Annotated in this window: 14 protein-coding genes; 10 read left to right on the top strand and 4 right to left on the bottom strand. The window is 65.8% G+C overall.

Features of this window, described 5'->3' with window-relative positions; genetic code table 11:
* Positions 1-37 precede the first annotated feature (37 nt).
* The 3 genes from F3J45_RS09700 to F3J45_RS09690 all read left to right on the top strand — a co-directional run bounded on the left by F3J45_RS09700 (position 38) and on the right by F3J45_RS09690 (position 3,486).
* The gene (locus tag F3J45_RS09700) at positions 38-1,657 is read left to right on the top strand and encodes an NADP-dependent glyceraldehyde-3-phosphate dehydrogenase (RefSeq protein WP_167060914.1); all 1,620 of its coding nucleotides are present in this window, start codon (positions 38-40) and stop codon (positions 1,655-1,657) included.
* 110 nt (positions 1,658-1,767) lie between these two features.
* Positions 1,768-2,235, top strand: a complete 468-nt coding sequence (locus tag F3J45_RS09695) for a VOC family protein (protein ID WP_167060911.1) — start codon at positions 1,768-1,770, stop codon at positions 2,233-2,235.
* 63 nt (positions 2,236-2,298) lie between these two features.
* On the top strand, positions 2,299-3,486 hold the full coding sequence (locus tag F3J45_RS09690) for a hypothetical protein (RefSeq protein WP_167060908.1): 1,188 nt from the start codon (positions 2,299-2,301) through the stop codon (positions 3,484-3,486).
* 344 nt (positions 3,487-3,830) lie between these two features.
* Here F3J45_RS09690 and ilvA read toward each other — a convergent pair whose 3' ends face one another.
* Positions 3,831-5,393, bottom strand: a complete 1,563-nt coding sequence (ilvA, locus tag F3J45_RS09685; RefSeq protein ID WP_167060905.1) for a threonine ammonia-lyase, biosynthetic — start codon at positions 5,391-5,393, stop codon at positions 3,831-3,833.
* 184 nt (positions 5,394-5,577) lie between these two features.
* Positions 5,578-6,009 carry a PACE efflux transporter gene (locus tag F3J45_RS09680; RefSeq protein WP_167060902.1) on the bottom strand — a complete coding sequence of 144 codons (432 nt, stop codon included), beginning with the start codon at positions 6,007-6,009 and terminating at the stop codon, positions 5,578-5,580.
* Positions 6,010-6,294: 285 nt separating this feature from the next.
* Here F3J45_RS09680 and wecB point away from each other — a divergent pair, with 285 nt between their 5' ends.
* From wecB to F3J45_RS09655, 5 genes are all read left to right on the top strand, one after another.
* Positions 6,295-7,449: a non-hydrolyzing UDP-N-acetylglucosamine 2-epimerase gene (wecB, locus tag F3J45_RS09675; RefSeq protein WP_167060900.1), complete on the top strand. Its 1,155-nt coding sequence runs from the start codon at positions 6,295-6,297 to the stop codon at positions 7,447-7,449.
* The gene (gene nrfB, locus F3J45_RS09670) at positions 7,446-9,620 is read left to right on the top strand and encodes a cyclic di-3',5'-guanylate-activated glycosyltransferase NrfB (protein ID WP_167060896.1); all 2,175 of its coding nucleotides are present in this window, start codon (positions 7,446-7,448) and stop codon (positions 9,618-9,620) included. The genes wecB and nrfB overlap by 4 nt, the downstream gene beginning before the upstream one ends.
* On the top strand, positions 9,617-12,610 hold the full coding sequence (locus F3J45_RS09665) for a phage receptor (RefSeq protein ID WP_167060893.1): 2,994 nt from the start codon (positions 9,617-9,619) through the stop codon (positions 12,608-12,610). Before nrfB ends, F3J45_RS09665 begins: the two co-directional genes overlap by 4 nt.
* Positions 12,610-13,449, top strand: coding sequence for a DUF4434 family protein (locus tag F3J45_RS09660; protein WP_167060891.1), 840 nt, complete (start codon positions 12,610-12,612; stop codon positions 13,447-13,449). Before F3J45_RS09665 ends, F3J45_RS09660 begins: the two co-directional genes overlap by 1 nt.
* A 133-nt stretch (positions 13,450-13,582) precedes the next feature.
* The gene (locus tag F3J45_RS09655) at positions 13,583-14,674 is read left to right on the top strand and encodes a diguanylate cyclase (protein ID WP_167060888.1); all 1,092 of its coding nucleotides are present in this window, start codon (positions 13,583-13,585) and stop codon (positions 14,672-14,674) included.
* A gap of 61 nt (positions 14,675-14,735) precedes the next feature.
* Here the strand turns inward: F3J45_RS09655 and F3J45_RS09650 are convergent, their stop codons facing one another.
* Together F3J45_RS09650 and F3J45_RS09645 are read right to left on the bottom strand one after the other, a co-directional pair.
* Positions 14,736-16,037 (bottom strand): ATP-binding protein, encoded by a 1,302-nt coding sequence (locus F3J45_RS09650; RefSeq protein ID WP_167060886.1) that lies wholly within the window; start codon positions 16,035-16,037, stop codon positions 14,736-14,738.
* 6 nt (positions 16,038-16,043) lie between these two features.
* On the bottom strand, positions 16,044-16,745 hold the full coding sequence (locus tag F3J45_RS09645; protein WP_167060883.1) for a response regulator transcription factor: 702 nt from the start codon (positions 16,743-16,745) through the stop codon (positions 16,044-16,046).
* Between the two features lie 168 nt (positions 16,746-16,913).
* Between F3J45_RS09645 and F3J45_RS09640 the strand changes: the two genes are divergently transcribed.
* Both F3J45_RS09640 and F3J45_RS09635 read left to right on the top strand, forming a co-directional pair.
* Entirely contained in the window at positions 16,914-18,083 is a 1,170-nt protein-coding gene (locus F3J45_RS09640) for an efflux RND transporter periplasmic adaptor subunit (protein WP_167060880.1), read from the top strand.
* 11 nt (positions 18,084-18,094) lie between these two features.
* On the top strand, positions 18,095-21,217 hold the full coding sequence (locus F3J45_RS09635; RefSeq protein ID WP_167060877.1) for an efflux RND transporter permease subunit: 3,123 nt from the start codon (positions 18,095-18,097) through the stop codon (positions 21,215-21,217).
* Positions 21,218-21,234: the final 17 nt, after the last annotated feature.

The following is a 21,234-nucleotide window of genomic DNA, read 5'->3' as shown; positions in this document are numbered from 1 at the left end:
GCGTTTCACCTAACCAGACCTGTGAGGTGCAGTACCCATGGATGCCCTGCTCGATTCGCTGTTTCCCAAGGCCGAAGACATTCCCGAGAACTGGCGCCTGGGCGCGCCGCTGGAGCAGCGCGACTACCTCGTCAACGGCGAGCTGCGGCATTGGGACGGCCCGCTGGCCACCGTGCGCAGCCCGGTATGGCTCAAGGAGGCCGATGGCGAGCGCCAGGTGATTCTTGGCAGCGCGCCATTGCTCGACGCAGGCACCGCGCTCACCGCCCTGGACGCGGCGGTGCAGGCCTACGACAAGGGCCGCGGCGCCTGGCCGAACATGCGCGTGGCCGAACGCATCCAGCATGTGGAAACCTTCCTCGCCCGCATGCGTGAGCAACGCACGGCCGTGGTCAAGCTGCTGATGTGGGAAATCGGCAAGAACCTCAAGGATTCGGAGAAGGAATTCGACCGCACCTGCGACTACATCGTCGATACCATCAATGCCCTCAAAGACCTCGACCGCCGCTCCAGCCGCTTCGAGCTCGAACAAGGCACCCTCGGCCAGATCCGCCGCGCGCCACTGGGCGTGGCGCTGTGCATGGGGCCCTACAACTACCCCCTGAACGAAACCTTCACCACGCTGATTCCGGCGCTGATCATGGGCAACACCGTGGTGTTCAAGCCGGCCAAGTTCGGCGTGCTGCTGATTCGCCCGCTGCTCGAAGCGTTCCGTGACAGTTTCCCGCCGGGAGTGATAAACGTCATCTACGGCCGTGGCCGCGAAACCGTCAGCGCACTGATGGCCAGCGGCAATATCGATGTGTTCGCCTTCATCGGCACCCACAAGGCGGCCGCCGACCTGAAGAAGCTCCACCCACGCCCGCACCGCCTGCGCGCGGCCCTGGGCCTGGATGCCAAGAACCCGGGTATCGTGCTGCCCCAGGTGGACCTGGACAATGCCGTGGAGGAAGCCATCACCGGCGCCCTGTCGTTCAACGGCCAGCGTTGCACCGCACTGAAGATCCTGTTCGTCCACGAGGATGTGGTCGAGCCGTTCCTCGACAAGTTCCAGCGCAAGCTCGCCGCGCTCAAGCCCGGCATGCCCTGGGAGCCAGGCGTGGCCCTGACCCCACTGCCGGAACCGGGCAAGCTCGCCTACCTCGATGGCCTGGTGGCCGATGCCACGGCCAAGGGCGCACGGGTGCTCAACGAAGGCGGCGGCAGCAGCCGTGGCTCGTTCTTCTACCCAGCCCTGCTCTACCCGGTTAACCGCGACATGCGCGTGTACCACGAAGAGCAATTCGGCCCGCTGGTGCCGGTGGTGCCCTACCGCGACCTGCAAACGGTGATCGACTACGTGCTCGACTCCGACTATGGCCAACAACTGAGCCTGTTCGGCAACGACCCGGCGACCATCGGCCAGCTGGTGGACACCTTCGCCAACCAGGTCGGGCGCATCAACCTCAACGCCCAGTGCCAACGCGGGCCGGACACCTACCCGTTCAACGGCCGCAAGAACAGCGCCGAAGGCACCCTGTCGGTGCATGACGCCTTGCGCGTGTTCTCCATCCGTACCTTGGTGGCCACCCGTTTCCAGGAAGCCAACAAGGCACTGATCAGCGAGATCATTCGCAATCGCCAATCCAGCTTCCTGACCACCGACTACATCTTCTAAGGGCCGCGCTTATAGGAAATCGTTCTAGCAGCCACGTCGATTTTCCATCGCCGTGAACGACTCTAAGCAACAGGGCGCCAACCGGCGCCCCACCCACAGGAGCGTCGAACATGGCTGCCAAACCCATTCCCGATGGCCAGCACAGCATTACCCCGTACCTGGCCATCAACAACGCCGCCAAGGCCATCGCGTTCTACCAGCAGGCCTTTGGCGCCACGGAAATGTTCCGCCTGGAAGGCCCGGACGGCACCGTTGGCCACGCCGAACTGCGCATTGGTGACTCCTCGCTGATGCTGGGCGACCCGTGCGACCGCGAAGGTGGCCTGACCGCCAGCCAGAAGCTGGCCGGTGCTGGCGTTGGCTTGCATTTGTATGTGGAAGACTGCGACAAGGTCTACGCCCAGGCCCTGGCGGCTGGCGCCACCGCGCTGCACCCGGTCACCGACCAGTTCTATGGCGACCGCAGCGGCACCCTCAAGGACCCGTTCGGCAATATCTGGTTCGTTTCCACCCACAAGGAAGACCTGACCCCCGAGGAAATCCGCGCCCGCGCCGCCAAGATGTTCAGCGCCGGGTAAGCGGTGAGTTGAAAGCGCGGCGCGTTTGCTTGAAGCTTGGGGCTCGTAGCTTGGAGCTGCTTCATGCGTATCATCGACAAAACCGCCGCACAGGTGCGCAGCCTTACCCCGACCGAAGAGGAACTGCTGGTCGGGTTTGCCACCGGCAACCTCGCCGGCCCTCGCCTGTTGCAGGCCAACCAGTTGCTGATGAAGGTGCGCAGCGCCAATCAGTGGTTGGCCTGCGATTGCCGCAAAGATGCCTTGCCAGTGCTCAATGTCACCTTGAATGGCAGCACCGGCACTCTGTTTCTCAAGAACAACCCCGGAACCGCCGAGCATGCCCCCGGCTGCCCATTCACCAAGGACGAGCGCGAGGCCAGCGAGCAGCCGCACGACCCGGCCCCACCCGCCGCCTGGCTGGCCCCGGATACACCGCTGCGGCTGATTGGCGACTATCGCAAGGCCGGCGACACCGCTGGCAGCGGCGTCGAGGGCAGTGAACGACGCGAGCAGCAGCGCCTGCTGTCGTTGCTGCTGACGTGGGTTGAAACCAGCGGCCTGAACCTCTACGCCACGCACCTGAAAAAGGACCTGACCGGCCAGTTCGCCGAACTGCGCAGCGTTGCCAGCCGCTACCCGCTGCTTGAGCGGGTGCCGGCCAGCAACTACCTGGAAACGCGCCTGGACATGAAGCACATGATGATGCTCAAGGCCCGCCTGCGCGAAGCCACGGTGTTCGGCAACCATCGCCGGCATGGGCTGATGCTCGACTGCGTCGACCAGATCAAGGGCCGCAAGCTGTTCAACAACCGCAGCGAGGATGGCTTCGACTTCCAGGGGCATCACCTGTACTGGGGCGGCAGCCGCGCATCTGGGCCGCTGCTGGCACTGGCCCTGTATTCCCCGGCGACGGCCGGCAGCCATTTCTATGAATTGATCCACGTGGCCAGCGTGCCAGTGCTGTCGCGGGCGCACCTGTTCCCGGTGTACCGCGATGAAGAGCGCGAACCGCTCAAGGCGTTGGTGTCGCTGATCGACTGGATGGCCAGCAAGGGCGTGAAGGTGCAGATGCGCAGGCCGGTGATCGGTGGGCAGGTGATGGATGAACTGGTGCTGACCTCGGACCAGGACCGCGTGCTGTCGGTGTCGTTGCTGGAGCAACCCATCGGGCCCGAGCCGGATGCCGAGAATTTCAAGCGCTACGCCGACTTCAAGAGCCTGGAGACGTTCCGCAAGTTCGTGGCCGGGTTCTTCATGCGCGAGCGCTAGGGTTGGCTTGCTAGATCGCATCGCGAGCTAGCGCTCGCTCCTACCCAGCGGCCCGACTGCACAGGCGGGTACTGGCCCTGGTAGGAGCGAGCGTAGCTCGCGATGCGGTGCCAAAGGCGGATCGCTACCTTGAGGCAGGTTGCGCCTGCCAGATCGCATCGCGAGCTAGCGCTCGCTCCTACCCAGCGGCCCGGCTGCACAGGCGGGTACTGGCCCTGGTAGGAGCGAGCGCAGCTCGCGATGCGGTGCAAAAGTCGGATCGCTACCTTGAGGCAGGTTGCGCCTGCTAGATCGCATCGCGAGCTAGCGCTCGCTCCTACCCAGCGGCCTGGCCGTCACGAAAATCAGCCAAGGAACAGCTGATAAGCCGGATTGGCGGTTTCGTCCCAGTAGCGATAGCCCATTTCATCCAGCGCCTGGGGCAGGCTGGCCTGCTCGTCGGCCGGCACCTCCAGTGCCGCAAACACCCGTGCCTCAGCCGCACCATGGTTGCGGTAGTGGAACAAACTGATATTCCAGCGCTTGCCCAACCGCTCAAGGAAGCCCAGCAACGCACCCGGGCGCTCGGGGAACTCGAAACGCAGCACCCGCTCATCAGCCCCCGGCGCGGCATGCCCACCCACGGTATGGCGCACGTGCAGCTTGGCCAGTTCGTTGTCGGTCAGGTCGAGCACGTTGTAGCCCTGCTCGCGTAGGTTGGCCAGCAACTGTTCGCGCGGGTCGTGCAGCGGGTGGGTCTGCACGCCAACGAACAGCCGGGCTTCCTTGCCCGGGTAGTAACGGTAGTTGAACTCGGTGATCTGCCGCTTGCCCAGCGCCTGGCAGAAGGCACGGAAGCTGCCCGGCTGCTCGGGGATGGTCACGGCGATGATCGCTTCGCGCTGCTCACCCAGTTCAGCGCGCTCAGCCACATGGCGCAGGCGGTCGAAATTGACGTTGGCGCCCGAGTCGATGGCCACCAGCGTCTGGCCCTGCACGCCCTCGCGGGCCACGTACTTCTTGATCCCGGCCACGGCCAAGGCACCGGACGGCTCGGTGATCGAGCGGGTGTCGTCATAGATGTCCTTGATCGCGGCGCACAGCTCATCGCTGCTGACCGTGACCACCTCATCGACGAAATGGCGGCACAATTCGAAACAGTGGGCACCGACCTGCGCCACCGCCACACCATCGGCAAAGGTGCCCACCTGCGGCAGGATCACCCGCTCACCCGCGGCCATGGCGGCCTGCAGGCAGTTGGAGTCTTCCGGCTCGACGCCGATCACCTTCACCTCCGGGCGCAGGTACTTCACATAGGCGGCAATGCCCGCCACCAGCCCACCACCACCCACCGGCACGAAGATCGCGTCCAGCGCGCCAGGCTGCTGGCGCAGGATCTCCATGCCAACGGTGCCCTGCCCGGCGATCACGTCCGGGTCATCGAACGGCGGCACGAAGGTCGCGCCCTCGCTGTCGGCCAGCTTCAAGGCATGGGCCAGGGCATGGGGGAAGCTTTCGCCGTGCAGCACCACATGCCCGCCCCGCGAGCGCACCCCTTCCACCTTCAGCGACGGGGTGGTGGTAGGCATGACGATGGTTGCCTTCATGCCCAGGTGCGAAGCCGCCAGGGCCACGCCCTGGGCGTGGTTGCCGGCCGAGGCGGTGATTACCCCGCGATCGCGCTGGGCCGTGGTCAGGCGCGACAGCCGGGTGTAGGCGCCGCGAATCTTGAACGAGAAGGTTGGCTGCAGGTCTTCACGCTTGAGCAGCACCTGGTTGCCCAGGCTGGCCGACAGCGCAGGTGCCGCTTGCAGGGGCGTTTCGATGGCCAGGTCGTAGACCGGCGCGCTGAGAATGCGGCGCACCTGTTCGGTCAGCAATTGCTGGGGGGTGGACGGCGAACGTGGGCTGACGTTGAGGCTGGTCATCGGGTGCAACTCCTTGGCTTTTTTCGTGTTGCCCAGGAGTCAGAGAGAAGAAACCCGCCTCCAGGGCGGGTTCAGTGCACGTACGCGCTAGCCCGCCAAGCTGATAATGGCGGTAATAATAATGGCGTTCACGTGCAGGAAGGTATTCATGGGGTAGGAACTTATCCCGCCTCGCCTGGCCAAGTCAACACTTGGCTTGCTGCGCCGACAGCGGCACGTCGAACACCTTGTCGAAGCCCCACTGGAACACGAAGGCGTAGACGAAGAAGAACACGAACAACGCCAGGTTGGTGAGCAGCGCCGCCCACAGGCTGACACCCAGCCAGTAAGCCACCAGCGGCAACAAGATCAGCACCAGCCCCCCTTCGAAGCCCAGGGCATGCAGCACGCGCCGCAGCACCGTGCGCTGGCGCTGGCGCTGGCGCGCCTCCCAGCGCTCGAAGGCCCAGTTGTAGGCCATGTTCCAGCTCATGGCGATGCCCGACATCAGCACCGACAGCACCGTCGATTGGGCCATGCCGGCACCGAACGCCAGCTCCAGTGCCGGCGCCACGCAGGCCACGGCGATGGCTTCGTAGAGAATGGCCTGGACGATCTTGCGCGCCTTGCCTTGCATGTTCAGCTCCCTGGAAAAATGGCCTATCAACTTACAAGAAGTGTCCTACAAGAAAAAGTAAGAAATACATTATTGACTGACCGTTCAATCAAGATCGCCTAGCATAATCGTTTCCGCAACAACCACTCCCCCTGGCCGCCCAGCGCAGCGCTGCCGCGTAATAGCCGCTGGCCACCCCCCCGCCGCGTATTGGACAACTCCGCCTCCGGCTGCTTGTATCTATTCACTCGCAAGCGGTGACACGTAGCAGCACTTCGTCCAGGGAATCGAATGAGGAACAAGACGATGGCGTACTGCGTCATGATGGTATTCGGCACTCGCCCCGAAGCAATCAAGATGGCCCCGCTGGCCCGCGTGTTGCGCGCCTGGCCCGGTATCAACCTGCATATCTGCTCCACCGGCCAGCACCGCGAAATGCTCGGGCAGGTGCTTACTGCCTTTGGCCTGGAGGTCGACCAGGACCTCAAGGTGATGACCCAGAACCAGACCCTCAACGGCCTGGCCCGCGACCTGCTGAACACCCTCGACCAGGCCTACGACCAAATCAAACCTGATATCGTGTTGGTCCACGGCGACACCACCACCAGCTTCATCGCCAGCCTGGCCGCCTTCCACCGGCACATTCCCATCGGCCATGTCGAAGCCGGCCTACGCACCGGCAACCTCCAGCAGCCCTGGCCCGAGGAGGCCAACCGGCGCCTGACCGGGGTGCTGGCCGACTTGCACTTCACCCCCACCCGCGCTTCCGACGCCAACCTGATCCGCGAAGGCGTGCCGCCCGAGCATATCGAAGTCACCGGCAACACGGTGATCGATGCCTTGCTGTGGATGCGCGACCACCTGGCCGAGCGGCAGTGGCAACCGGCCGCCGACTCGCCACTGAACGTGCTGCGCGAAAACCAGCGCATGGTGCTGGTCACCGGCCATCGCCGGGAAAACTTCGGCCCAGGCTTCGAGCGCATCTGCCAGGCCCTGGCACAGCTGGCCGAGCGCTACCCCGACGTGCAGTTCGTCTACCCGGTGCACCTCAACCCACAGGTGCAGAAGGCCGTGTACGGGGTGCTGTCGAGCCGCACCAACATCTACCTGGTCGCCCCCCAGGACTACCCGCACTTCGTCTGGCTGATGAACCGTGCCCATGTCATTCTCACCGACTCAGGCGGCGTACAGGAAGAAGCGCCCGCCTTGGGCAAGCCGGTGCTGGTGCTGCGCACGGTCACCGAACGGCCATCGGTGCTCAAGGGCGGCACGGTCAAGCTGGTGGGCACCCAGACCGAAACCATCGTCGAGGAAACCAGCCGCCTGCTCGATGACCCGGTTGCCTACGCGCGCATGGCCCAGGTGTACACGCCGTTCGGCGACGGCACCGCCAGCCAGCGCATTGCCCAGCGCCTGAGCCGCTGGTTCGAGGAACGCGCCGCCCTGCGAGACGACGCATGAGCCTGGCCTTCATCGACTTCCTGACCTATGTGCTGTTCGGCCTGAAAATCCTCGCGATCGTGCTCGCCAGCCTGATGTTCCTGCTCGGCCTGGACGACCTGTTCATCGACCTGTGCTACTGGACGCGCAAGCTCTACCGGCGTTTTCGCATCTACGACAAGTACCAACGGGCCGATGAGAAACGCCTGTTCGAGGTGCCGGAAAAACCGCTGGCGATCATGGTGCCGGCCTGGAACGAAGTGGGCGTGGTTGGCGAAATGGCCCGCCTGGCGGCCTCGACCATCGACTACGAGAACTACCAGATCTTCGTCGGCACCTACCCCAACGACCCGCAAACCCAGGCTGACGTCGACGCCGTGTGCCTGCACTACCCCAATGTGCACAAGGTGGTGTGCGCCCGCCCAGGCCCGACCAGCAAAGCCGACTGCCTGAACAACATCATCGACGCCATCCTGCGCTTCCAAGAGGATGCCCGCATCGAATTCGCAGGTTTCATCCTGCACGACGCCGAAGACGTCATCTCGCCCATGGAACTGCGCCTGTTCAACTACCTGCTGCCGAACAAGGACATGATCCAGATCCCGGTGTACCCCTACGCCCCGGAATGGAAGGGCTTCACGGCCGGCCACTATGTGGACGAGTTCGCCGAGAACCACGGCAAGGACGTGATCGTGCGCGAGGCGCTGACCGGCCAGGTGCCCAGCGCCGGCGTCGGCACCTGCTTCAGCCGCCGCGCCATCAGCGCCCTGCTCGAAGACGGCGACGGCATCGCCTTTGACGTGCAGAGCCTTACCGAAGACTACGACATCGGTTTTCGCTTGAAGCAAAAAGGCATGAAGTGCATCTTCGCCCGCTATTCCATCACCGACCCAGCCCTGGCCCTCAAGCACGAATGGCGCCCCGGCATGAGCCGCGCCTTCGCCCAGGTGATCTGCGTGCGCGAGCACTTCCCGCGTGACTGGCAGCACGCCATTCGGCAGAAGTCACGATGGATCGTGGGTATCGTCTTCCAGGGCACCAGCAACCTGGGCTGGAGCCGCACCGGCGCGCTCAATTACTTCCTCTGGCGCGACCGCCGCGGGTTGTTCGCCTACCTGCTCAGCTTCCTGGTCAACCTGTTGCTGCTGGTGCTGCTGGCCATGTGGCTGGTGACGGTGATCGCCCCCGAGTCGTGGCGGTTCATGTCGATTCTCAGCGACAGCCGGCTGCTCAGCGCACTGCTCTGGCTCAACGGCCTGATGCTGGCCAACCGCTTGTTCCAGCGCGGCTGGTTCGTGACCCGCTACTACGGCATCTTCGAAGGCCTGCTGTCGGCGCCGCGCATGATGTGGAGCAACTTCGTCAACTTCTTCGCCAACCTGCGTGCCCTGCGCCAGGTGATGGAAATGGGCGATTCGCGGCGGGTGGCCTGGGACAAGACCACCCACGAATTCCCGGCATTAACCTCCCCCGCACGCACGCCGTTGGGCCATCGCCTGGTGGAAAAAGGCTACATCACCGAGGCGCAACTGGAGCAGGCGATCACCAGCCCGGTACGCCGCCGCCTGGGCCGCGAGCTGCTGTTGCGCGGCTGGCTGACCAGCGAGCAACTGGTGCAGACCCTGGCCGAACAACTGGACCTGCCATGGGCGCCGCTCAACCCATTCAAGCTCGACCCGCAGCTGATCGCCAAGCTGCCCCGGCGCCTGGCCACCCACTATGGCGTGCTGCCCGTGGAGGAAGACGGCGACACGTTGATCCTGGCCAGCGAGAGCCCGGTCAGCCAGGTTTCGCTGGGGGTCATCAGCCGCCAACTCAAGCGCCCGGTCCGTTGCCGCCTGGCACCCCAGGGCCGGGTCACCCTCGGCCTGCGCCACCACTACCCAAGCCCCTGGCAGAAGGACGAAACCCGCGACATGCTGGCCGTGCTGGAACGCCACCAGGACGACGCCGACCTGCTCGATCGGGTCAGTAAGCACCAGGTGATGCTCGGCGCCCTGCTGCAGGTGCGCGGCATGGTGCCGGTCACCTTGTTCAACCAGGCGCTGATCGACTTCGACCCCGAGCGCCACAGCCTCGGCGACCACCTGATCGCCCGCGGCATCATCACCGAAGAGGTGCTGCAGCAGGCCCTGGAAGAACAGGCCAGCGAGCAGCAGGCCGCCTACGACCTGACCCGGGAGGTGGCATGAAAGCGCGCCTGTCCCTGATCCTGCCCGGCTTGTTGCTGTGCTCCACGGCGCTGGCGGCGCCGATGACCGATTTCCAGCGCTTCACCAGCTACCCGTTCATGGAACGCAGCTACCGCGAGGCGAAGCAGAACAACTGGGCCGAAGTCGAACGCCTGACCCGCCATGTGCTCGGTCGCGTGCCCAACAACGATGAAGCCCGCGCCCTGTTGGTCGAGGCCCTGGCCCACCAACGCCGCTACAAGGAAGCCCAGGCCCTGGCCGAACAGCTCGGCGATGGCCCGGAATATGCCGATGCCTTGCTGGAGTTGCGCCTGACCTGGATCGAGCAGGACCCTCCTGCCGCCAGCCAGGTGGAGGCCTGGTTGGCCAGCTCAGGCAGCATGCAGCGCATTCGCCTGTGGCAGGCCTACAGCCTGAGCCTTGCCAAGTTCGGCGGCGCCGGCAAGGCGCTGGCCTGGCTCAACCATTTGCCGCCACGGGATGACGGCCAGGTGCTGCGCCTGGCCCGGGCCAACTTTGCCGAGCAGTTGCGCAACTGGAAGGAAACCATCGAACAGTTGCAACCCTTGGCCGAGCAAGGCCAGTTGCCGCCGCAGGACTGGCAACGGCTGGCCAATGCCTACGTGCAACAGCTGGATGAGAAAGGCCTGAGCAGGCTGCTGCCGAGCGCTCCCTCCCCCGAAGTCGCCAACCAGACGCGCCTGGCCATGGCCAACCGGGCCATTGCCATGGGCCATAACCAACAGGCCCAGCGCTGGATGCAAACCCTGCCCACCGAGCAGTTGCAACAGCCCGAGCAGCGCCAGCAACTGTGGGAACTGGCCCGTGAAGGCGACGATGCGCCGCTGGTGCGGCGCCTGAGCAATGAAGTGCAGCGCCCCTGCCTGGAAACCGTCGACTGGCTGTCGCGCCATGACCCCGAGGTCGCCCGGGAGCAGTTCAAGGGCTGCCCTGCCACTGCCGACCCGCGTGCCTACGCGGTGCTCCAGCAGCGCCTGTACGGCGACCCAGTGCGGCCGCCCCAGCCACGCACAGCCGGCGAATGGCAACAGCGCTATCGCCAGAGCGGTGACCTGGCCGCACTGGAGCAGGCCACCTACCTGCTGGTGCAGCAGGGCCAGGGCGAGCGCGCCCGCGCGTTGCTGGAGCAGGCCTTCGAGCGCCGCCAAGGCCGCCTGACACCCTCGCTGTTGCAACGCCTGGGTGATAGTTATGCACGCAACGACGGCCCATTGGACAGCCGCCGCATGCTTGCCCTGATCCCGCGCGTCAACAGCGCCACCCGCGCGCAACTGCTAGCCCGCCTGGCCGAAAACGGCCAGTGCGATGCGGTGCGCAAGGCGATACCGGCATCCCCCAGCGAAGCCGGCCAGTACCGCGCCCTGGGCCGCTGCGCCATGCCCGACCAGCCTGGCGAGGCCGTGGTCTACTACCAAGCCGCCGAACGCCTGGGCGACCGCGATAACCGTCTGCCCCTGGCCTATGCCCTGGAGGCCGCCGGCGATTCCGAAACAGCTTTGCCGATCTGGCGCAACCTGCCCGACAGCGCCTGGACCGACAACGCCCGCCTGACCGCCGCACGCGGCGCACTCAACGCCGGCGATGCCCAGGCAGCCCGCCGCTACTGGGATGCTGCTGCGCACCACAGTGCCGACGACTGGGCACTGGGCGCCGCCATTGCCCAGCGCCAGGGCGACCTGCAGGCGGCCCTGGGTTTCCAGCGCCAGGCCCTGGCCCACAACCCGCGTGCCGAGCACTACTACGCCGCCGCCAGCACCGCACAGCTGGCCGGCGACAGCGAGCAAAGCACTGCCTGGTTGGCAGACGCCGTGCGCCTGGCCCCCGACCAGCCACGCTACCGCGCCGACTATGGCATGCGCCTGGCCGGTTCGCAGGACGCGGCCCAACGCCGCCAGTCGATCCCCTACCTGGAACGCGCCACCCACGACTTCCCCGAGGACTACCGGCTCGGTGAAACCCTCGCCCTGCGCTACGACGAAACCGAGCAAAGCGCCGCTGCCCGCCGCGAACTGCGCCGGGTACTGGACGTGGAGCAGGACCTGGTCGACGGCGACGACGAATACGGCAGCCTGGAGGCGCGCAAGTACCGCCAGCGCCGCGCCCACGAAGCCTTGTCACGGCGCGACACGGTCACCTTGGCCAGCACCTGGTCACCGGCCGGCACCTCGACCAACGACAAGTTCCTCGACAACGGCCAGCGCAGCGGGGCATCCCGCCGGGCGCAATCGCAAAACGTGCAACTGGCGATGTGGGACCACGCCCTGGGGGAAGAACCCAGCCGCAATGGCAGCACCTTGTCGGTCTACGGTCGGGTATTGTTCGGCGGCCAGGGCCGCAGCGAGTATGCGCAAAGCATGGGCACCGGCGTGGGGCTGCGCTACAAGCCGTTCGGCCAGGCCAACCTCAACCTGTACGCCGAGCTGTACCACCAGCGGCAAATCGACGACACCCACTACAATGGCCTGAGCCTGGGCGAGCTGCTGAGCCCGGCCAAGGTCGGCGGCAACTGGGGCGACCTGCGCCATCACGCCGAATCGAGCAACGACCTGCTGTTGCGCGCCACCGCCTCGTTCCTCGACCAGGGCCGTTGGCGCAACGACTGGCGGGTCGACGAAGATGACTGGAACGAACGCTTCCTGTACCTCGACGCCGCCTGGTGGACCCGCGCCGGCGACCACGCCTGGCTGTCGCGCTACCAGCAGGGCCACGCCTGGAAGCTGCCCACCCAGTCGCCGCAGACGATCATGCCCTACGGCTTCTTCGAATTCGCAAGCCAGGACCCAAGCAACGATTGGCGCCAGGACGCCCGCACCGGGGTGGGCATGCGCTGGCAATGGTGGTTCGATGACGACCGCTACAACGCCTACCGCGGTTCGTTGAAAGTACGCGCCGAGTACCAGCAGTCACTGGGTGGCAACCTTTACGAGCAGGCCAATGGCGTGCTGGTTGGCGTGGAGATGACCTTCTGATGCGTACCTTGCTGGCCATTTGCATGCTTGCCCTCTGCCTGCCGGCCATGGCCGACCAGCGCCTGTTCTACCAGCCGCTCAATGCCGACGCCGCCGTCACCCCAGCACAGTGGCAGCAACTGTGGCGCGCGACCAGGGCGCAAGGCGTCGCCACGTTGATCGTGCAATGGAGCGCCTACGGCGACAGCGACTTTGGCGGCGCCCAAGGGTGGCTGGCCAACAGCCTGCGCCAAGCCCATGCCCAAGGCCTGGAACTGGTGCTTGGGCTGTACATGGACCCGGCCTATTACCAGCGCATTGGCGAGCTCGACGCTGACGGCCTGGGCAGCTACTGGAAATCACAGTTGGGGCGCTCGCTCGGTCAGTACCGGCAGGTGCGTGAGCAGTGGCAGTTGCCGGTGGCAGGGTGGTACCTGCCGATGGAGCTGGATGACCTGCATTTTCGTGACAGCGACCGCCGCCAAGCGCTGTTCAGCCAATTACAGGCGTTCAACCGGCAACTGGACAAGCCGCTGCACCTCAGTGCGTTCAGTGCAGGGAAACTAGCGCCGCGGGTCAATGGTGCCTGGCTGGACCAACTGGCCGGGCTGGGCTTGAGGGTGTGGTGGCAGGACGGCGCCGGGACGGGGCGCTTGCCGGCGCTGGTGCGCCAGGGCTATGAGCAGGCGCTGCCGTGCCGGGTGGGCGTGGTACGCGAGGCGTTTCGCCAGGTGAGCGCGCCGGGGCAGGCGTTTCGGGCCGAGCCCGCGGAACCGAAGCTCGCTGCGGGGTGCCATGCCGAAGCGGTGTTTGCCTTGCGTTACCGGCCTTGGGCCCGGGGGTTGTTGCCACTGAATTGAGCTAGCCTGTTCCGGCCCTTTCGCGGGGCAAGCCCGCTCCTACAGGGCCCCCGGTGTTGTGCGGTCCTTGTAGGAGCGGGCTTGCCCCGCGAAGAGGCCGGCCCTGCCCAAGCCGCTCTCAAGGAGCCCACCAATGTTCAAAACCATCGAGGACCACATCCGCCAACAGGTCGCCCCCGCCGCCCTGCGCGCTGAATTTCGCCAGCACGAATTCGACGCAATGCGCCCATTCTGCAAGCTGGTGTTCTGCGTCAGCACCCTGATCTGGCTGGTCTTCGACCTGATCGTCAGCTTCCTCGGCGGCCAAGGCTTCACCTGGCTCTCCTACCTGTTCATCGCCCTGCTCGGCTGCCTCACCGTGGTGCTGCACTTCACCCGCCGCAGCCACCACTTCGACGTGCTCAACCTGCTGTTCGTGGCCGTCATCACCTTGGGCATGCGCCTGGTGATCGAAGGCATCCCGGTCACTCTACGCCCAGTGTGGCTGGTGCTGGGGGTGTCGACCGTGCTCTATGCCGTGTCGGTGCTGCCGGTGCGGCGCTGGTCGTTCTTCTGCGCCATGGCCATTGCCTGGGCGGTGCTCAACCCCTTCTTTCACACCCGCATCGAACCCGATGAGCTCGAAGGCGCCATGCTGTTCAGCTATGCCCTGTTCCTCAGCGCCCTGGTGATCTACAGCTACCTGCAGATGCGCCAGGCCAAGCTGCACAACTTCTACCTGTCCAAGGTGCTGCTGGAGCAGGCCTATGTCGACGCCCTCACCGAAATCCCCAACCGCCGCTCGTTCATGGCCAAGGCTGAGCGCCAGCTTCGCCTGGCGTCCTCGGGCCAGTTTCTGGCGATGGTCGACATCGACAACTTCAAGCGGGTCAACGACCAGTTCGGCCATGACGTGGGCGATGAAGTGCTCAAGCGCGTGGCGGTGAATATCAAGGCGGTGGTGGCCGGGTACGAATTCGCCCGGTTGGGCGGCGAGGAATTCGCGATCTTTTTCCAGGGGCTGGACGAGGGCACGGCCGAACAACGGGTGGCGGCGCTGTGCCAACAGGTGCGCGAGGACCTGGGGGTGCCGCCGGTCACCATCAGCATCGGCTTGGCGCGGGTGCAGGCCGGTGACAGCCTGAGCATGGCACTGGTGCGGGCGGACCAGGCGCTTTATGAGGCCAAGCACAGTGGCAAGGACCGGGTTGTGTTGTGGACGGCTAGCCTTGCAGAAAGCAGTTAGCAGGCCCGGCCCTTTCGCGGGGCAAGCCCGCTCCTACAGCGAAGGGGCCGGGCCTGCCAACCTACCCACCCGCAGGCAACCGAATCCTGAACTGTGCCCCACCCAATGCCGATTGCGCCACGGTCAAGGTCCCGCCCTGCCCCTCGATCGCCCGCCGGCTGATCGCAAGCCCCAGCCCGAACCCGCCGGTATTGCGGTCGCGGCTGCGGTCCAAGCGGTAAAACGGCTGGAAAATCCGCTCCCGCTCCTGCACCGGAATACCAATGCCGTCATCCTCCACCGTCAACAGGCAAGCGCCGTCCTGTTCAAGGCGCAAGCGCAACAACAGGCTCTGGTCACAGTAGCGCATGGCATTGCGCACCAGGTTCTGCACCGCCCGGGCGGTCAAGCGCGGGTCGAGGACGAAGCGCGGCAGGTTGCCTTCGGCCCGTACTTCCCACTGGATACCCCGGGTATCGAGCTCCTCGGCAAAACCGCCCAGCACGCTGTCGACCAGCTCCAGCAACGACACCTCGACCCGCTCCCGCGCCTGGTCGGCGTTGTACAGCCGGCTGTACGACAGCAGTTCAAGCACCAGCTCGTCCAGCTCGCGCACATGCCCCACCAGCTCCAGCAAGCGCTTGCGGCTGGTGGGCGGCACTTCGTCGAACAGCAGCACCAGGCCGAAATCCAGCCGGGTAAGCGGCGTGCGCAGTTCATGGGAAACGGCGTTGAGCAGTTCACGCTGCTGGTTGACGTGGCGCTCCAGGTCGCTGGCCATGGTGTCGAACACCCCGGCCAGCTCGCCAATGTTGGAATGCGCCGAAATGTGCGTGCGCTCGGCCATCTGCCCCTGGCCCAGGCGCCTGGCGGTTTCCTTCAGCCGCTCCAGGTCGCGCCAGTGCGGCCATACCCACAGCAGCAGGCAGCCGAGCATGGCAGCGCCGATCAACACGGTAACGCCCCACGACAGCACATTGATGTCCAGCGGGTCTGGCGGGGAATGCAGGCTCACCAGCCAGCCCTCGCCCAGCGGCGCCAGCACCGTTTCGTAGTAGCCCCAGTCGCCGATGCGCACCGCGTACAGGCCATGCTCCAGGCGCGCCTGTTCCTGTGGGCTCAACCCGGCCTGGCCGGTACGCAGCAGCTTGACTTCCAACGGCGCGAAGACCTTGGCCAGGTCCTGCTCCACCGCCGGCCACTGCGCCTGCGGGGTTTGCCGGAACTGGCGAACGATCAGCGACTGCACGCCCTTGGCCTGGTCGAGGTTGTAGGCCATGAAGCGGTCGTGGAACAGGCCAACGATGGTGTCGGGAATGAACAGCAAGGCCCCGGCATAGGCGACGATGATCACCAGGTACAGGCGCACCAGGATTTTCAGCATGCTCGGTCAGCACTCCCACTCGACGCGGCTGAACAGGTAACCCTTGCCCCACACGGTCTTGATCTTGCGCGCCTCGCCGGCGCTGTCGTCGAACTTGCGGCGCAGCTTGGAAATGGCCACGTCCACCGAACGGTCGGTGCCATTGAACTCGATGCCGCGCAGCTGCTGCAGGATACGGTCGCGGCTTAGCACCACGCCTGCGTTGCGCGCCAGTACCACCAGCAGGTTGTATTCGCCGCTGGACAGCTCCACTTCCTCGCCACGCCAGCTGACCAGGCGTTCGGCCAGGTCGATGCGCAAGCCGCCAATCAGGATCTGGTGGCTGTCCAGCCGGGGTTCATGGACGCTGCTGCGGCGCAGCAAGGTGCGCACCCGGGCCAACAGCACACGGGGTTCGCAGGGTTTGGTCACGTAGTCGTCGGCGCCCATTTCCAGGCCCAGCACCTGGTCGTGGCTGTCGTCGCGGGCGGTCAGCATCAGGATCGGCAGGCTTTGCGAGGCCTGGCGCAGCAGGCGACACAGTTGCAGGCCATCGATGCCGGGCAGCATCAGGTCGAGGATGACCAGGTCGGGCTTTTCCTGGGTGAAGGCCGCGAGCACATGGTCGCCCCGGGCGATGACCCGGACGTGGAATTCGTTGCGTTGCAGGTAGCTGGCGATCAGCTCGGACAGGGCGCTGTCGTCTTCGACCAGGAGAATGTTGGGCATAGGGTTTACAGGCAAATGGAAAAGGCCGGAACAGGTTCATGCAGAATATAGAACCCTACCAAGCGCCAGGCCTCTTCTTAACACTTTTTCACACACGCCCAACAGCTGTTAACAGCCAGCTAATCGCCGTCACCTTAGGATATGCCGGCTCATCATCGGAAGATCCGCATGCCTACCATCCTTTCCCCGCGCCTGCGCCCCGTGGCGCTTCTGGCGCTGTTGTCCCTGACCCTGGCCGGCTGCAACGACGCCAGCGAACAGGACGACCAACAACCCACCCCCCAGGTGCGCGTCGAAACCCTGCAACTGCAACCGCTGGCCATCAGCACCGAGCTCAGCGGCCGGCTGCTCGCCCCGCGCACCGCCGAAGTCCGCGCACGGGTCGCCGGTGTGGTGCTCAAGCGGGTGTACCGTGAAGGCAGCGACGTCAAGCAGGGCGATGTGCTGTTCCTGATCGACCCTGCCCCGTTCAAGGCCGACCACGACAGCGCCCGCGCCACCCTGGCCAAGGCCGAAGCCACCCTGTACCAGGCGCGCCTGCAGGAGCAGCGCTACCGCCAGTTGGTCGACGACAAGGCCGTCAGCCGCCAGGAATACGACAATGCCCGCGCCGCCTTCCTCCAGGCCGACGCTGCCGTTGCCGAGGCCCGCGCGGCACTGGAGCGCGCGCGCCTGAACCTGGGTTATGCCACGGTCACCGCGCCGATTGCCGGGCGCATCGGCCGGGCGCAGGTCACCGAAGGTGCGCTGGTTGGGCAGAATGAAACCACGCCCCTGGCGACCATCCAGCAACTCAACCCGATCCACGCCGACGTCACCCAGTCCACCCGCGAGCTCAACGCCCTGCGCCGCGCCTTGCGTGCCGGCGAGTTGCAGCAGGTAGGCGACGGCCAGGCCCGTGCCACGCTGATTCAGGACGATGGCAGTGCCTACCCGCTGCCCGGCAAGCTGCTGTTCTCCGACATCAGCGTCGACCCCAGCACCAACCAGATCACCCTGCGCAGCGAGTTCCCCAACCCCGACCTCGACCTGCTGCCCGGCAGCTACGTGCGCGTGCGCCTGGAACAGGCCGTGCAGCCCAAGGGCCTGAGTGTGCCGCAGCGGGCCATCCTGCGCGACAGTGCCGGGGTGCCGAAGGTGCTGGTGGTCGACGACCAGGCCCGTATCACCGAACGCCAAGTGGTGCTGGGCAGTGCCCAGGGCGACCGCTGGGTGGTCAGCGAAGGCCTGGCTGCCGGCGAGCGTGTGGTGGTCGAGGGCCTGCAGCATGTCAAGGCTGGCGACCAGGTTCAGGTCGACGCCGCCACCGCGCCCATCGTTCAGCACACCGGCCAGTGAGGGCCTGACCCATGCCGCAGTTCTTCATCGACCGCCCGGTGTTCGCCTGGGTGATCGCGCTGTTCATCCTGCTCGCCGGCGCCCTGGCCATCCCCCAGCTGCCGGTGGCCCAGTACCCCAACGTGGCACCGCCCCAGGTGGAAATCTACGCCGCGTACCCCGGCGCTTCGGCGGCGACCCTCGACGAGAGCGTGGTCAGCCTGATCGAGCAAGAGCTCAACGGCGCCGACAAGCTGCTGTACTTCTCGTCCCAGAGTAGCCTGGGCAGCGCCACCATCACCGCCACCTTCGAGCCCGGCACCCACCCGGACCTGGCCCAGGTCGACGTGCAGAACCGCCTCAAGGTGGTGGAGTCGCGCCTGCCGCGCCAGGTGACCCAGCAAGGTTTGCAGGTGGAAAAGGTATCCACCGGCTTTCTGCTGCTCGGCACGCTCACCTCCACCGACGGCAACCTCGATGAAACTGCGCTGTCGGACATCCTCGCGCGCAACGTGATGAATGAAATCCGCCGCCTCAAGGGCGTGGGCAAGGCCCAGTTGTATGGCTCCGAGCGCGCCATGCGCATCTGGATCGACCCACGCAAGCTGATCGGTTTCAACCTCACGCCCAATGACGTCAGCGACGCCATCGCCGCGCAGAACGCCCAGGTCGCCCCCGGCAGCATTGGCGACCTGCCCGCCCGCGGTTCCCAGGAAATCACCGCCAACGTGGTGGTCAAGGGCCAGCTGAGCACCCCCGAGGAATTCGCCGCCATCGTCCTGCGCGCCAACCCCGACGGCTCCAGCGTAACCGTCGGCGACGTCGCCCGGGTGGAAATCGGCGCCCAGGAATACCAGTACGGCACGCGCCTGAACGGCAAGCCGGCCACCGCCTTCAGCGTGCAGCTGGCCCCCGGCGCCAACGCCATGGAAACCGCCACCCTGGTGCGGGCGAAAATGCACGAGCTGTCGCGCTACTTCCCCGAAGGTGTCCAGTACGACATCCCCTACGACACCTCGCCGTTCGTCAAGGTGTCGATCCAGCAGGTGGTCAGTACCCTGTTCGAAGCGATGCTGCTGGTGTTCGCGGTGATGTTCCTGTTCCTGCAGAACCTGCGCTACACCTTGATTCCTACCCTGGTGGTGCCGGTGGCGCTGATGGGCACCTTCGCCGTGATGCTGGCCCTGGGCTTCTCGGTCAACGTGCTGACCCTGTTCGGCATGGTGCTGGCCATCGGCATCCTGGTCGACGATGCCATCGTGGTGGTGGAGAACGTGGAGCGGATCATGGCCGAAGAAGGCCTGCCGCCCAGGGAGGCCACGCGCAAGGCCATGGGCCAGATCAGCGGCGCGATCATCGGCATCACCCTGGTGCTGGTGGCGGTGTTCCTGCCGATGGCCTTCATGAAGGGCTCGGTGGGGGTGATCTACCAGCAGTTCTCGCTGTCGATGGCGGTGTCGATCCTGTTCTCGGCGTTCCTTGCCCTGAGCCTCACCCCGGCGCTGTGCGCCACCCTGCTCAAGCCGCTGGCCAAGGGTGAGCACCATGCGCGCAAGGGCTTCTTCGGCTGGTTCAACCGCCGCTTCGAGGCCATGAGCAACGGCTACCAGCACTGGGTGCTGTCGGCACTCAAGCGCAGTGGCCGCTACCTGCTGCTGTACGGCCTGCTGCTGGCGCTGCTCGGCTATGGCTTCAGCCAGCTGCCGACGGCGTTCCTGCCCACCGAAGACCAGGGCTACACCATCACCGACATCCAGTTGCCGCCGGGCGCCAGCCGCATGCGCACCGAACAGGTGGCCGCACAGATCGAGGCGCACAATGCCCAAGAGCCCGGCGTGGGCAACACCACGATGATCCTGGGCTTCAGTTTCTCCGGCAGCGGCCAGAACGCCGCACTGGCCTTCACCACGCTCAAGGACTGGTCCGCACGCGGCAGCGATGACAGCGCCCAGTCGATCGCCGACCGCGCCACGCTGGCCTTTACCCAGCTCAAGGATGCCGTGGCCTACTCTGTGCTGCCGCCGCCAATCGATGGCCTGGGCGAGTCGACCGGCTTCGAGTTTCGCCTGCAGGACCGCGCCGGCATGGGCCATGAAGCCCTGATGGCCGCGCGTGACCAACTGTTGGCCGGTGCACGCAAAAGCAAGGTGCTGACCAACGTGCGCGAGTCGTCGCTGGCCGAAAGCCCCCAGGTGCAGCTGGAAATCGACCGCCGCCAGGCCAACGCCCTGGGCGTGTCGTTTGCCGACATCGGCTCGGTGCTGGATGTGGCGGTGGGTTCCAGCTATGTCAACGACTTCCCCAACCAGGGCCGCATGCAGCGGGTGGTGGTGCAGGCCGAAGGCGATCAGCGCGCGCAGGTGGAAGACCTGCTGAAGATCCATGTGCGCAACAGCAGCGGCAAGATGGTGCCCCTGGGCGCGTTCGTGCAGGCCAAGTGGGTCAGCGGCCCGGTGCAGCTGACCCGCTACAACGGCTACCCGGCGGTGTCGATTTCCGGTGAGCCGGCTGCAGGCTACAGTTCGGGCGAGGCCATGGCCGAAATCGAGCACCTGGTGGCCCAGCTGCCGGCCGGCACGGGCCTGGAGTGGACCGGCCTGTCGCTGCAGGAGCGCTTGTCCGGCAGCCAGGCCCCCTTGCTGATGGCCCTGTCGTTGCTGGTGGTGTTCCTGTGCCTGGCAGCCTTGTACGAAAGCTGGTCGATCCCCACCGCCGTGCTGCTGGTGGTGCCGCTGGGCGTGCTGGGCGCAGTGCTGGCGGTGACCTTGCGCGGCATGCCCAACGACGTGTTCTTCAAGGTGGGCCTGATTACCCTGATCGGCCTGTCGGCGAAGAACGCCATCCTGATCATCGAGTTCGCCAAGCACCTGGTCGACCAGGGCGTGGACGCCACCGACGCCGCCGTGCAGGCTGCCCGCCTGCGCCTGCGGCCAATCGTGATGACCTCGCTGGCCTTCATCCTTGGCGTGGTGCCCCTGGCCATCGCCACCGGCGCCAGCTCGGCCAGCCAGCAGGCCATCGGCACGGGGGTGATCGGCGGCATGCTCAGCGCCACCTTGGCGGTGGTGTTCGTGCCGGTGTTCTTCGTGGTGGTGATGCGCCTGGCCGGGCGTGGCCGGGCCAAGGCTGCGCAGGCAACGCCAGCCGAAGCCTGACTGGACAAGCCAGGCAT

The sequence above is a fragment of the Pantoea sp. Ap-967 genome (assembly GCF_011752565.1).
Taxonomy (GTDB): Bacteria; Pseudomonadota; Gammaproteobacteria; order Pseudomonadales; family Pseudomonadaceae; genus Aquipseudomonas.
The sequence above is the reverse complement of the archived record's forward strand: the minus strand, read 5'-3'. Positions and strand labels throughout refer to the sequence as shown.